Source organism: Rhodococcus sp. KB6, assembly GCF_001445685.1.
Classification (GTDB): domain Bacteria; phylum Actinomycetota; class Actinomycetes; order Mycobacteriales; family Mycobacteriaceae; genus Rhodococcus_F; species Rhodococcus_F qingshengii.
Genome location: NZ_LNAK01000134.1, coordinates 455,222 through 467,064 on the forward strand (window position 1 = coordinate 455,222; position 11,843 = coordinate 467,064).

General features: G+C 63.8%; 13 protein-coding genes. 7 read left to right on the forward strand and 6 right to left on the reverse strand.

The annotated features are described in order from the left end of the window. Nucleotides 1-4: 4 nt before the first annotated feature. Nucleotides 5-364 (reverse strand): DUF3099 domain-containing protein, encoded by a 360-nt coding sequence (locus ASU23_RS22045; RefSeq protein ID WP_003942638.1) that lies wholly within the window; start codon nucleotides 362-364, stop codon nucleotides 5-7. Nucleotides 365-447: 83 nt separating this feature from the next. Here ASU23_RS22045 and ASU23_RS22050 point away from each other — a divergent pair, with 83 nt between their 5' ends. Then, nucleotides 448-684 carry a DUF3039 domain-containing protein gene (locus ASU23_RS22050; protein ID WP_003942602.1) on the forward strand — a complete coding sequence of 79 codons (237 nt, stop codon included), beginning with the start codon at nucleotides 448-450 and terminating at the stop codon, nucleotides 682-684. Here ASU23_RS22050 and ASU23_RS22055 read toward each other — a convergent pair. After that, nucleotides 657-1,919, reverse strand: a complete 1,263-nt coding sequence (locus ASU23_RS22055) for a YihY/virulence factor BrkB family protein (protein ID WP_030536891.1) — start codon at nucleotides 1,917-1,919, stop codon at nucleotides 657-659. The genes ASU23_RS22050 and ASU23_RS22055 overlap by 28 nt on opposite strands. A gap of 256 nt (nucleotides 1,920-2,175) precedes the next feature. On the opposite strand from ASU23_RS22055, the gene ASU23_RS22060 reads away from it, so the two are divergent. Beyond that, nucleotides 2,176-3,954: a DEAD/DEAH box helicase gene (locus ASU23_RS22060; RefSeq protein WP_003942642.1), complete on the forward strand. Its 1,779-nt coding sequence runs from the start codon at nucleotides 2,176-2,178 to the stop codon at nucleotides 3,952-3,954. A gap of 133 nt (nucleotides 3,955-4,087) precedes the next feature. Here ASU23_RS22060 and ASU23_RS22065 read toward each other — a convergent pair whose 3' ends face one another. Then, on the reverse strand, nucleotides 4,088-4,279 hold the full coding sequence (locus ASU23_RS22065) for a hypothetical protein (protein ID WP_003942643.1): 192 nt from the start codon (nucleotides 4,277-4,279) through the stop codon (nucleotides 4,088-4,090). Nucleotides 4,280-4,513: 234 nt separating this feature from the next. Here ASU23_RS22065 and ASU23_RS22070 point away from each other — a divergent pair, with 234 nt between their 5' ends. The 4 genes from ASU23_RS22070 (at nucleotide 4,514) to ASU23_RS22085 (ending at nucleotide 7,471) form a co-directional block, all read left to right on the forward strand. Further along, nucleotides 4,514-4,891 (forward strand): DUF952 domain-containing protein, encoded by a 378-nt coding sequence (locus tag ASU23_RS22070; protein WP_007732832.1) that lies wholly within the window; start codon nucleotides 4,514-4,516, stop codon nucleotides 4,889-4,891. A gap of 86 nt (nucleotides 4,892-4,977) precedes the next feature. Continuing rightward, the gene (locus tag ASU23_RS22075) at nucleotides 4,978-5,460 is read left to right on the forward strand and encodes a cation:proton antiporter regulatory subunit (protein ID WP_021344116.1); all 483 of its coding nucleotides are present in this window, start codon (nucleotides 4,978-4,980) and stop codon (nucleotides 5,458-5,460) included. A gap of 7 nt (nucleotides 5,461-5,467) precedes the next feature. Then, entirely contained in the window at nucleotides 5,468-6,640 is a 1,173-nt protein-coding gene (locus tag ASU23_RS22080) for a cation:proton antiporter (RefSeq protein ID WP_003942634.1), read from the forward strand. A 21-nt stretch (nucleotides 6,641-6,661) separates the two neighbouring features. Further along, entirely contained in the window at nucleotides 6,662-7,471 is an 810-nt protein-coding gene (locus tag ASU23_RS22085) for a tyrosine-protein phosphatase (protein ID WP_054781895.1), read from the forward strand. A gap of 69 nt (nucleotides 7,472-7,540) precedes the next feature. Here the strand turns inward: ASU23_RS22085 and ASU23_RS22090 are convergent, their stop codons facing one another. Together ASU23_RS22090 and ppgK are read right to left on the reverse strand one after the other, a co-directional pair. After that, complete coding sequence (locus tag ASU23_RS22090) at nucleotides 7,541-8,899, reverse strand: RNA polymerase sigma factor (protein ID WP_019748245.1); 1,359 nt, start codon at nucleotides 8,897-8,899, stop codon at nucleotides 7,541-7,543. A 178-nt stretch (nucleotides 8,900-9,077) separates the two neighbouring features. After that, entirely contained in the window at nucleotides 9,078-9,845 is a 768-nt protein-coding gene (ppgK, locus tag ASU23_RS22095) for a polyphosphate--glucose phosphotransferase (protein WP_042449945.1), read from the reverse strand. 169 nt (nucleotides 9,846-10,014) lie between these two features. On the opposite strand from ppgK, the gene ASU23_RS22100 reads away from it, so the two are divergent. Beyond that, nucleotides 10,015-10,893: an inositol monophosphatase family protein gene (locus tag ASU23_RS22100; protein WP_042449947.1), complete on the forward strand. Its 879-nt coding sequence runs from the start codon at nucleotides 10,015-10,017 to the stop codon at nucleotides 10,891-10,893. 6 nt (nucleotides 10,894-10,899) lie between these two features. On the opposite strand, the gene cei is transcribed toward ASU23_RS22100, so the two are convergent. Beyond that, nucleotides 10,900-11,583 (reverse strand): envelope integrity protein Cei, encoded by a 684-nt coding sequence (gene cei / locus ASU23_RS22105; protein ID WP_003942618.1) that lies wholly within the window; start codon nucleotides 11,581-11,583, stop codon nucleotides 10,900-10,902. Nucleotides 11,584-11,843: the final 260 nt, after the last annotated feature.

Here is an 11,843-nt window from a genome sequence, read left to right on the forward strand (position 1 = left end):
CTTGTCAGCCTTCGATGGTGTGGTGCGTCGCGGATTCGATCTCGCCTGCGGTCTTCTTTCGTCCGTCGTATCGACTCGGTTCGTCCTTGGTGCGCGGTGGTCGGTCGTTGGCGATCAGGACGGCGATCCAGGGAAGCGGAATGGATGCACCGATGATGAGCATCGAGATCCAGGCGTTGGCCCAGATGCCGTACGCGATCGCCGCGAGGATCAACGCCGGGAACCGGAAGGACATGATGATCATGTACTTGCGCACTCGGGCTTTGTGCTGTTCTTCGACGGACTGCTGCGCTTCGGTGATCAGTACGGGATTGTCGGGAGTCCCGGCCTCGTCGGACCTGCCGAACGCGCCATTTCGTGCCATGACTCCACTGTTCCACTCTCGGCCGACAATTGCACACGACCCGTGGGTCGCACCGCTGTGACGGAGACGGCATTATTGGAGGGGTGAGCACTCAAACCAAGGAACGTCCCGACGTCTCCACCGACGAAACGACCGACGACGACACCCCGAAGTTCTTCCACTACGTGAAGAAGAACAAGATCGCCGAGAGCGCCGTCATGGGAACCCATGTCGTCGCGCTGTGCGGTGAGGTGTTTCCCGTGACGAAGTCCGCCAAGCCGGGATCACCGGTGTGCCCGGACTGCAAGAAGATTTACGAAGGACTCCGTAAGGGCGACTGACCTCGGGTCAGGCGAGCGGGAGTACTTCCGGAGCTCGGCGGATCGACAGCCTCGACGCAGTCGGCCGCCGGGCTCTTCGCGTCTGCGTGCGGTTCATCGCAGGGATCTTGGTCGACGCACGAGTTCTGGCGCGACTCCGATTGTCTGCTCTCGGTTTGTCTGCTGCGGGGCCGCCCGTACGAGGGGACCGTGGCCGGGTCCGCTTTGTCGCCCGAGATGCGGATCGGGCTGGTGGCCAGGTGCCAGGTCAGGTTGGTGACCGGACCGGTCTTTTCGTCGGTGTTCTGAGCCGCAAGCCACTCTCGCATCTGCTCCATCCGAGTGGCACGAGCGGGCCAGAACTCCTGAACCGTCGCGTTGAACTCGGCGCCGAGCACGACGGCAAAACCGAGGAAGAACGTGAAGAGCAGAAACGCGATCGGCGTTGCCAGTGCGCCGTACGTGTAGCCGGTGCTGGTGACGAATCCCAGGTACCAGCGCAATCCGGTGCTGGCGGCCATGAAGAACACACCGGCGACAAGGGCGCCCGCGAGCAGCCGATGCCACGGCAGCGACTTCGGCAGAGCGACTTTGTAGAGCGTCGTGAGGCCGATGATCACCAGCAGACCGACAGCGGGGTAGTAGAACGTGTCGACCAGATTCGATCCGACCACGTACCAGGAGGCCGGCAGTGCTCGCCCGACGAGCGTCGGCCCCAGAGCTACCAGCGGCAGGATGAACACCGCCATCACCAGGAACATCACGTAGAGCAGCAGGGCGAAGATGCGCTGCCAGATGGGATTGCGGGCATCCTGCTGCCCGTGTGCTTCCACGATCGAGTCGACGAACGTACTGATCGCCGATGATCCCGCCCACAGGGAGAGCAGGAAGCCCACCGAGATGATCTCCGGGCGTCCGCGCTGAAGGACGTCCGTCACCGTCGGGCGGATGATCTGGTCGACGACGCTTTCGCTGAAGATCGTTCCGCTGAACGTGACGATCTTGGATTCGATGATCTCGACGGTGTTGGGTCCGAACCACCCACCGATGTAGCCGATCATTCCCAGAAGGCCGAGCAGCAGGGGAGCAAGCGACAGCGTTTGCCAGAACGCGGCCGTAGCCGCCTTTCCGAAGATGGAATCGTCCCAGGCCTTGCTCAGGGTTCGACCGATCAACTGCCCGGTGCGGCGTAGCGGATGCCATCTGCGGTGGTGCAGATCACTTCCGCTCGACTTCTCGCCTCGCGCTTCACTCATGATGTCTCCAGCATCCCTGACGACACACCCGGTTGCCCAACCATGGCGCCGACGTGTCGCACATTTCTGAGACAATTCGCGTGCAGGTCGGCAGGATGCGAGAGAAGCGAAACCTCGCCGGCCGGAGTGAGAACGGCCATGAGTACGCGCTTCGAGTGCGGCTTTGGTCGGTGGCGGCGGCTAGGCTCGTCGCCGGACATTGATGAAAATTCGAGGAGCGCGAGACAACAGTGCGATTCCAGTGGAGGCGCGGCCTATGACGTCTGAGACCGTGGCAGCCGAGTTCGGCAAGTCGCCCGAACCCGCCGGAGCTCAATCCGCGGGAACCCAACCTGGCGCCCCTACCGGTTCCCTTCGTGCATGGCAGCGCCGTGCACTGACCAAGTACCTTTCCAGCAGTCCGCGTGACTTTCTGGCGGTCGCAACGCCGGGAGCAGGTAAGACCACCTTCGCTCTGCGGGTAGCTTCGGAATTGCTCCGTGACCGGACGGTCGACCAGATAACCGTCGTGGCGCCGACCGAGCACCTCAAACACCAGTGGGCGGAGTCCGCACAGCGCTCCGGCCTCGCATTGGACTCGCGGTTCTCCAACTCGACCGGCCAGACCTCGAGTGACTATCACGGCGTCGTGCTGACCTACGCCCAGGTTGCCTCGCACCCGTCGAAGCATCGTGTGCGGACCGAGGGCCGCAAGACGCTGGTCATCCTCGACGAGATCCACCACGGCGGCGACGCCAAGAGCTGGGGCGACGCCATTCGTGAAGCGTTCGGCGACGCGACCAGGCGTCTCGCACTGACCGGAACCCCGTTCCGCAGTGACGACAGTGCCATTCCTTTTGTCGAGTACGAGCCGGACAAGGAAGGTCTGCTCCGCTCGAAAGCCGACCACTCCTACGGATATTCGGATGCCCTCAAGGACGGCGTGGTTCGCCCCGTCGTGTTTCTCGCCTACTCGGGCGAGGCACGGTGGCGAAACAACGCCGGCGAGGAATTCACCGCTCGACTCGGCGAGCCGCTGAGCGCCGAGCAGACGACTCGGGCCTGGCGCACGGCCTTGGACCCTGCCGGCGACTGGATTCCTGCCGTGCTGCAAGCAGCAGACACCCGTTTGGCGCAGCTGCGCAGTACCGGTATGCCCGATGCCGGCGGACTTGTCATCGCGACGGACCAGACAGTGGCCCGCGAGTACGCGAAGGCCCTGACCGCGATCACCGGCGAACAGCCGGCTGTCGTGCTGTCCGACGACCCCACCGCGTCCAAGCGAATCGCCGAATTCGGTGCGAGCGACCAGAAATGGATGGTCGCGGTCCGCATGGTGTCCGAGGGCGTCGACGTTCCCCGTCTGGCGGTCGGTGTGTACGCGACCAGCGCGTCGACTCCGCTGTACTTCGCTCAGGCGATCGGGCGCTTCGTGCGCTCGCGTCGTAAGGGCGAAACTGCCAGCGTCTTCCTGCCGTCGGTGCCGGTGCTTCTCGACCTTGCCGCACAGCTCGAGGCCCAGCGTGATCACGTACTCGGCAAGCCGCATCGTGAGAAGGACGGCCTCGAAGACGACCTGCTCGCCGATGCGAACAAGCAGAAGGACGAGCTGGGCGAGGAGGAGAAGGCGTTCACGTCCCTGGGCGCCGATGCCGAACTCGACCAGGTGATCTACGACGGATCGTCCTTCGGTACCGCGACATTCGCCGGAAGTGACGAGGAAGCCGACTACCTCGGTCTGCCAGGTCTACTCGACGCCGATCAGATGCGGGCGTTGCTGCGTCAACGCCAGCAGACACAGGTCGAGGCCAACTCGGCCAAGGCTGCCGCCCCGCAACCCACGGCGGCAGTGGTATCCGATCGAGCGGCCACGGCAGATCAGCTCGGTGCGCTCCGCAAGGAGCTGAACGGGTTGGTGGCGATGAACGTCCACCGCACCGGTAAGCCGCACGGCATCATTCACGCGGAACTGCGCCGGGTGTGCGGCGGTCCGCCGACGGCCATCGCTACTGTCGATCAGCTGACCGAACGCATCGCGATTCTCCGCAGCTGGTAGCAGCCGATACCGGTCCCGCACGCTTCGCGTGCTTGCGACCCCGGAACGGCAGAACGGGCGATCACAGTGACTGTGATCGCCCGTTCTGGCGTTCATGGCGCGCCTCGTGAAGAGGCCACCCCCGGCTGACAGGTCAGATTGCGGGTTCGCTTTCGGAGACGACGGCATTCATCTCGCGAAGTCGATCCGCGTGTTCGGTTGCGTGGTGTCCGCAGAAGAGAAGCTCGCCGCCGGTGGGAAGCACGGCGCGTACGCGTGCTCCGGCACCGCACCGGTCGCACCGGTCGGCAGCGGTCAACTGTGGGCTGGTCAGTGTTCCGGGCATGACTCCTCCGTACTGGCTTTGCGGCATTCGGGCCGCGTGCCTGGGGCCTGGTCCGCCGCGTCGGAATGGCGCGGTAGATCCACTCTTACAGACGTTTGGGGTTTACGGGTTGTTCCCGAAGGCGTTTCTTAGTGTTGTGTCTCACTGGAAATGCGCTGGGCAGGCATTCTCGGGTGAAGATTGTTCGCTGACAGCTGATTCGGATCGCCGACCTCAGCCCGATATTCTGGGCGGATGAACCCGGGACGCGAACCACTTGTCGACGAGAGCGTCGAGTTGCTCCACATGTGCACGCGCGAGGAGTGGGCGCGGGCACAACAGCTCGGTGAACGTATCCCCGACGGATTCGAGGCGGAGGGATTTGTCCACATGTCGACTCCGGCGCAAGTTCATCTCCCGGCCAATCGGATCTTTGCCGGCCGTGACGACATAGTCCTTCTGGCTATCGATCCGGCCTTGCTCGGCGGTCAGGTCAAGTACGAACCGGGTGTCCCCTCGGACCCGGAATCGATGCGATTCCCGCATCTGTACGCCCCGATTCCCGTCGCAGCCGTCACCGCTGTCGTCGAGTATTTTCCGGGCGAGAACGGCGTGTTTTCGCCGGTTCGGTAGGTCGCCGGTTGGCCGGTCGTGAACTGTGCCCTGCGGATTACGGCCCTCCCGCGATGCAGGTCACCGATCGGCGCTACCGTTGGTATATGAACGTAGAAGTCACCCCACTACCGGGGATCGGGACGCGCAAGGATTTTGTTCTGTCTTCCGGTCGTCGCGTGGGTGTCGTCACCCATCGGGACGGTCATACCGACCTCATCGTTTCCAAGGCAGACGACCCTGACGCGTGTGCTGCCTCGCTGCCTCTGACCACCGAGGAAGCGGCAGCGCTCAGCAATCTCCTGGGTGCCCCCCAGCTCGTTGCTCAGCTCGAGGAAGAGCACCGTGATCTTCCGGGCATTCGAACCAAACAGCTCTACATCAAGGACGGTTCTCGCTACGACGGACAGACCCTCGGGGACACCGGCATGCGCACGCGTACCGGAGTGTCCATCGTCGCCGTCATGCGGGCAGGACAGGTGAGCCCGTCTCCGAACCCCGACTTCACGTTCACCGGGGGAGACCTTCTCGTGGCAGTCGGAACGCCGGACGGTTTGGCTGCAGCGGCAAAAATCTTGGCCAACGGCTGACTGGCGCGTGGACACAACCACCCTCGCACTGATCGAACTCGGCGCGGTCTTCTTCGCGCTCGGACTGCTCGGACGGCTCGCTGCTCGCGTCGGCATGTCGCCGATCCCGTTCTACCTGATCGGCGGCCTGTGCTTCGGACAGGGCGGTTTCATCCAGCTCGGCGACATCGGCGAGTTCTCCCATCTGGCAAGTGAGATCGGGATCGTCCTGCTCTTGCTGCTGTTGGGGCTCGAATACACTGCGGCCGAGCTCGTCACCGGTCTCAAACGCTCGCGGGTAGCCGGCATCGTCGACATCGTCCTCAACGCCACCCCTGGCGCGGTTGTCGGCTTGATGCTCGGCTGGGGCGTCGTGGGGGCGACGGTCATGGCCGGCGTCACCTACATTTCGTCTTCGGGAATCATCGCCAAGGTGCTCAGCGACCTGGGGCGCCTCGGTAACCGCGAGACACCGGTCGTGCTGTCGATTCTGGTGTTCGAAGACTTGGCGATGGCGCTGTACCTGCCGATTCTGACCGCGATGCTCGCGGGCGTGAGCTTCATGGGCGGGCTCGAAGCGGTCGGGATCTCGTTGTTGGTCATCACCGTGGTTCTTGTCGTGGCCCTCCGATACGGACGGTACGTCTCCGCCCTCCTCGACAGTCCCGACAGTGAGACGCTCCTGCTCAAGCTGCTCGGTGCCGCACTGTTGGTCGCCGGCATCAGTTCGGCGATGCAGGTGTCGGCGGCTGTGGGCGCATTCCTCCTCGGAATCGCGATCTCGGGGTCGACGGCGCACAATGCCAGTCGCGTGCTCGAGCCCCTTCGAGATCTGTTCGCCGCAATGTTCTTCGTGGTCTTCGGTCTCAACACCGATCCCAGTTCCATTCCGCCAGTCCTCGGATGGGCCGCGATCCTGGCAGTGGTCACGGCGATCACGAAGCTGGTAACCGGCGCTTGGGCGGCCAGACGTCAGGGTGTCGCGCGAATGGGTCAGGCGCGCGCCGGTGCCGCTCTGATCGCCCGCGGTGAGTTCTCCATCATCATCGCAGGCCTCGCGGTGTCCGCAGGCGCCGTCGACGCCGAACTTGCCGCATTGGCAACTGCTTACGTGCTCCTGATGGCGGTCATCGGCCCGGTGGCGGCAAGAGTTATCGAACCGGTCGCCTCGTTGTACATCAAGGTTCGTACGAAGTCCTGATTGCGGTCCTATTCTGTCCGGATGTCGAACAGAATCGCCCGTCCCGCCGCGACCGCTCTGTGTGCGCTGATCATCTCGTGTGCACCGGTCCCGGCGCTCGCCGGTGGAATTCCCGCTCTCGACCACGCCGGACCCACAGCTGCGCAGGTTGCCGCGGATCGATCGCTACACCTCGAGGGTGCGTCGAACGCGCGTGACATCGGTGGCTACGTCGCCGCGGACGGGCAGACCGTTCGGTGGGGGAAGGTATTTCGCTCGAATGCCCTCGACAAGCTGACACCGTCGGATCTCGCGTCGTTGAGCGAACGCGGAGTGGAATCGGTCGACGACTTCCGTACGGTCGTCGAACGAACGCTCTCGCAGGATCGCCTTCCGAACGGGGCGCGAAGCAACTGGTTCGACGTCATCGGAACCAACCCCGCCAACCTCCCGGCGCTGGTGGACATGCCGACGATGTACGCGTTGATGGTGACCGATCCGGGGGCGAGCCGCGCATTCCACGACGCGCTGGTGAACGTCGCGAACACCGACGGTGCAGTCCTCTACCACTGCTCGGCGGGCAAGGACCGTACCGGTTGGATGACCGCAGTTCTCCTGACCGTCCTCGGCGTGAGTCGCACCGACGTGAACGCCGATTACATGCTCAGCAATCAGTACCTCACCGGACCCCGCACGGGGAGCGCGTTCATCGACGGCGTCGAACAGTCTTGGCTGGACACGTCTTTCGCCACGGTGGATCGGGTGTACGGCAACTTCGACAACTACGTCCGGGACGGCCTTCAGTTGAGCGAGGACGATGTCGCACAACTCCGGGACACACTCTTGGTCTGAGGCGGCAAACGCACAAGAGCCGCTCTCCGGAGATCCGGAGAGCGGCTCTTGTGTGCATAGCTGGTGTGACTAGTCGAGGTAGTCGCGCAGAACCTGCGAACGCGACGGGTGGCGCAGCTTCGACATCGTCTTCGATTCGATCTGGCGGATACGCTCACGCGTGACGCCGTAGACCTGTCCGATTTCGTCTAAAGTCCTCGGCTGACCGTCGGTGAGACCGAAGCGGAGGCGAACCACGCCGGCTTCGCGCTCGGACAGCGTCTCGAGTACCGACTGCAGCTGATCCTGCAGCAAGGTGAACGAGACGGCATCGACTGCGACAACAGCTTCGGAGTCCTCGATGAAGTCACCGAGCTGGCTGTCGCCCTCGTCGCCGATGGTCTGGTCGAGAGAGATCGGCTCACGCGCGTACTGCTGGATTTCCAGCACCTTCTCCGGCGTGATGTCCATTTCCTTGGCGAGCTCTTCCGGCGTGGGCTCACGGCCCAGGTCCTGGAGCAGCTCACGCTGGATACGGCCGAGCTTGTTGATGACCTCGACCATGTGCACCGGGATACGGATGGTGCGAGCCTGGTCGGCCATTGCGCGGGTGATGGCCTGACGGATCCACCACGTGGCGTAGGTCGAGAACTTGTAACCCTTGGTGTAGTCGAACTTCTCGACTGCACGGATCAGACCGAGGTTGCCTTCCTGGATGAGGTCCAGGAACGCCATGCCGCGGCCCGTGTAGCGCTTGGCCAGCGAGACGACCAGGCGGAGGTTGGCCTCGAGGAGGTGGTTCTTGGCGCGGTTCCCGTCGCGGCAGATCCAGCTCATGTCGCGTCGCTGAGCCGCAGGCAACTTCTCGCCCTTGTCAGCGAGGTCCTGCATGATCTGCACGGCGTAGAGGCCGGCCTCGATGCGCTTGGCCAGTTCGACTTCCTCTTCGGCGTTGAGGAGTGCGACCTTGCCGATCTGCTTGAGGTACGCGCGAACCGAGTCGGCGGACGCCGTCAGTTCGGCATCCTTGCGTGCCTGGCGGAGAGCCTCGGACTCTTCCTCGTCCCAGACGAAGTCGCCGGAAGCCTTGTCCTTCTCGGACGGCTCTGCAGCGGTCTCTTCGTCTTCGCCGACTGCTACGACCTCGACGACATCGGACTCGACCTCGGCAAGGTCGCCGTCCGTGATGTCGATGTCTTCCAACTCGACATCGCCGTCTTCGGCGTCAGGATCGCCGGCCTTCTTGGGGCTGGCCTTCTTAGCTGCTGCCTTCTTGGCCGGAGCTTTCTTGGCCGGAGCCTTCTTTGCTGCTGCCTTCTTGGCGGGGGCCTTTTTCGCCGGAGCCTTCTTGGCTGCCGGAGCGGTGACGGTGGCCGCCTCCACGGCTGGAGATTGTGGCTCTGACTCTGATGGAGAATCAGCAGTCTGACGTGTATCGGTGGCTGCCACGTACGCCCTTTCGTGACGGTGTCGTGCGGCGTCACGCCAGAGTGGTGATCCGGCGGAGAGGTCAATGGTTGTTGGCCGGCGCGCAGCCGGACTTCACCATTGTAACGACTCTCAGGAAACTCTTACGTCACGGCGGGCCGTAACAGGTAGATTTTCCGCTTTTCACGTGCAGGTTTTCTCATCCGGCGACGGAGGCCGGCCTGGTCAGTCCGACCGATGCGAGCGCAGCTCCGGCGATTCCCGCGGTGTTGAGAAGGGTGGCGGGGACGACCTTCGTGCGGTTGGTCAGATGCGGAATCCACTTCTCGTGCTTGCGGCTGATACCGCCTCCGGCGATGAAGAGATCTGGCCAGAGCAGGTTCTCGAAGGTGGTCAGAACTCGCGAGACCTCGACCGCCCACTCCTTGTAGCTCCAGTCCTTCTTCTCCTTCACCGACGACGCCGCCCGGTGCTCGGCTTCCTTGCCGTCGACCTCGAGGTGGCCGAACTCGGTGTTGGGCAACAGAACTCCGTTGTGCAGCACGGCAGATCCGATTCCGGTGCCGAAGGTCAACAAGATCACGACGCCGGAGGTGTCTTTGCCCGCTCCGAACGAGTCCTCGGCGATTCCGGCAGCGTCGGCGTCGTTGAGGACGGTGACCTCGCGCCCGCCCAGTGCCTTGCCGAACAGAGCGGCGGCGTCGGTGTCGATCCAGGACTTGTCGATGTTCGCGGCGCTTCGCGCGACGCCGCCGGTCACGACAGCGGGCAAGGTGATGCCGACCGGACCGGTCCACTTGGCCTGCTCGACGATCTCGGCGACAGTGCCCGCGATCGCATCGGGTGTGGACGGCTGCGGGGTCAGGATCTTGATGCGGTCACCGATCATTTCCCCGGTGCTCAGGTCGATCGTGCCGCCCTTGACGCCGCTGCCGCCGACGTCGATCCCGAAACCTGTGGTTGTCATCGTCCTGCGCTCCTGAGTGTCGAATTCGAGGTCACGATCTACCGTTGCAAACACTAACCCGAACAAGGACCCGGGCGCGTCCTCTCGAACCGCCCACCTCGAGACGTTCGAGTGGTGCCCCTCGGTAGAGATGTGTTGCGATGGTCCGGTGCGCCCTTCAGAAAGAACATTGCCCGACTTTTCCGCCGATTCTCTGGACCCCGCACAGTTGCGGGAAGTAGCCGTAGCCGTCGCCGAACGCGCAGCCGAACACGTCCGTTTGCGTCGGCCCGAGGTATTCGGCCTGGTGGGTTCCGGTGCCGCCGAGGGTGGTTCGGTTGCGGCGAAGAGCACGCCCACCGATCCCGTCACGGTGGTCGATACCGAAACCGAACAAGTGATTCGCGACCTTCTGGCGCAATTGCGCCCTGCAGATTCGATCCTGGGTGAGGAAGGTGGCGGAGACACCGACGATTCCGCGGGAGTTCGATGGGTTGTCGATCCCATCGACGGCACGGTGAATTTTCTCTACGGAATCCCCGCGTTCGCCATCTCGGTCGCCGTACAGATCGACGGGTTCTCGGTAGCCGGGGCTGTCGTCGACGTGTCGTTGGAAACCACGTACGCCGCGCATCGGGGCGGCGGTGCAACCATGACCACGGCCGACGGCGTCGTCAGCGACCTGCAAGCCAATGAGGTGACCGAGCTGTCAATGGCGCTGTTGGCCACCGGCTTCGGTTACGGAGCGGATCGCCGGAAGGTGCAGGGCACGTTGATCGGGCAGATCCTGCCGCAGGTCCGCGACATCCGACGCATCGGTTCGGCTGCGTTGGATCTGTGCATGGTTGCCACCGGCCGGGTCGACGCTCACTTCGAACACGGACTGAGTCCGTGGGACTGGGCAGCCGGCTCCTTGATCGCTTCCGAAGCGGGCGCCGTGATCAACGTCCCGGCGCCCAATTCCACGTCGGCCGACGGCGATGTCGTTTACGCGGTCGCTCCGGCGATCGCCGAGCAGTTCGCGCACATGCTCGGAGCTACCGGCGCAGATCAGCCGATTCCGAGCTGAGGCTTGTCAGCAGCGCGCCGTGCGCGCTGCTTTGAGTAGTGCGATGTCCATGGGGGCGACTTCGGCGTTTGCGGGCTGCTCGGCCAGAGCATGCAAGATCGCGGTGGCGTCGGTGTTGGGGGTCAGGGCGCCCTTGTTGTACGTGCCGAGAGCCAGGTCGACGGTGTCGTCGCCGCGGCCGTCCTGGACCAGTTCGGCGCAGGGGGCGACCAGCCAGACGGAACTGGCGGCGGCGAGGCCGTTCGCTCCGAATCGGATCTGACCCTGGCACTCCATGTTCTGGTCGACGTAGACGGGGTCGTTTCCGACCTGGACGTCCGGCGCGCTGGAGAAGCCGAACTCGCTCAGTTGCGCTGCCACCTGGGCCGCCTGACCGTGTTCACCGTTGGCGTTGAACACACGAACCTTGGTGGCGGCGAGGGGAGCGGGATCCACGTCGAGCAGCTTCGAGCGGTCGACGACGGTTCCCAGCGGTAGTGGCGCCGCTGCCGAAGGATCGGACGAAGGTTGCGGCAGGTTGCAGGCGACGGTGTCACTGACTTCCGCCTCGGCGCTCAGGATGCGGACCCACAAGACACTGCCGATCAATGCGAGTACCGCGAACACGGCGATCACCGGCCACGCGCGCCGACGGCGGAACGGACGTCCCTGGTCATCGGTAGAGCTGCCTTCGGTGATCAGAGAAACCACGGTATCCCTCGACTTTCTTGACGAAACTTCTACTTCGCCATCGGGCCGAGCGGCGCCGGCATGACGTTCGGTGCCTACCTTAGAGGGCCTGTGTGACGAGACAGCCGAAGCGAGGCTCGACGCGTCGAGTCCTTGTCGATTGCGAAACGGCAGTTGGCCGATTACCGGCCTGTTTCTACCCGGATTCGGCCCGAAAACATCGTGGAAAGGTCACAGCTTGCTCTTGCCTTGGTGACAATTCGCAGTCATTTTTCGGAAAT

What these genes read in the sequence shown, in the direction of transcription:
- ASU23_RS22085 (WP_054781895.1), top strand. Translation starts at nt 6,662, where the DNA reads ATGTCGAACAGAATCGCCCGTCCCGCCGCGACCGCTCTGTGTGCGCTG.
- ASU23_RS22045 (WP_003942638.1), bottom strand. Translation starts at nt 364, where the DNA reads ATGGCACGAAATGGCGCGTTCGGCAGGTCCGACGAGGCCGGGACTCCC.
- ppgK (WP_042449945.1), bottom strand. Translation starts at nt 9,845, where the DNA reads ATGACAACCACAGGTTTCGGGATCGACGTCGGCGGCAGCGGCGTCAAG.
- ASU23_RS22065 (WP_003942643.1), bottom strand. Translation starts at nt 4,279, where the DNA reads ATGCCCGGAACACTGACCAGCCCACAGTTGACCGCTGCCGACCGGTGC.
- ASU23_RS22075 (WP_021344116.1), top strand. Translation starts at nt 4,978, where the DNA reads ATGAACGTAGAAGTCACCCCACTACCGGGGATCGGGACGCGCAAGGAT.
- ASU23_RS22070 (WP_007732832.1), top strand. Translation starts at nt 4,514, where the DNA reads ATGAACCCGGGACGCGAACCACTTGTCGACGAGAGCGTCGAGTTGCTC.
- ASU23_RS22055 (WP_030536891.1), bottom strand. Translation starts at nt 1,919, where the DNA reads ATGAGTGAAGCGCGAGGCGAGAAGTCGAGCGGAAGTGATCTGCACCAC.
- ASU23_RS22060 (WP_003942642.1), top strand. Translation starts at nt 2,176, where the DNA reads ATGACGTCTGAGACCGTGGCAGCCGAGTTCGGCAAGTCGCCCGAACCC.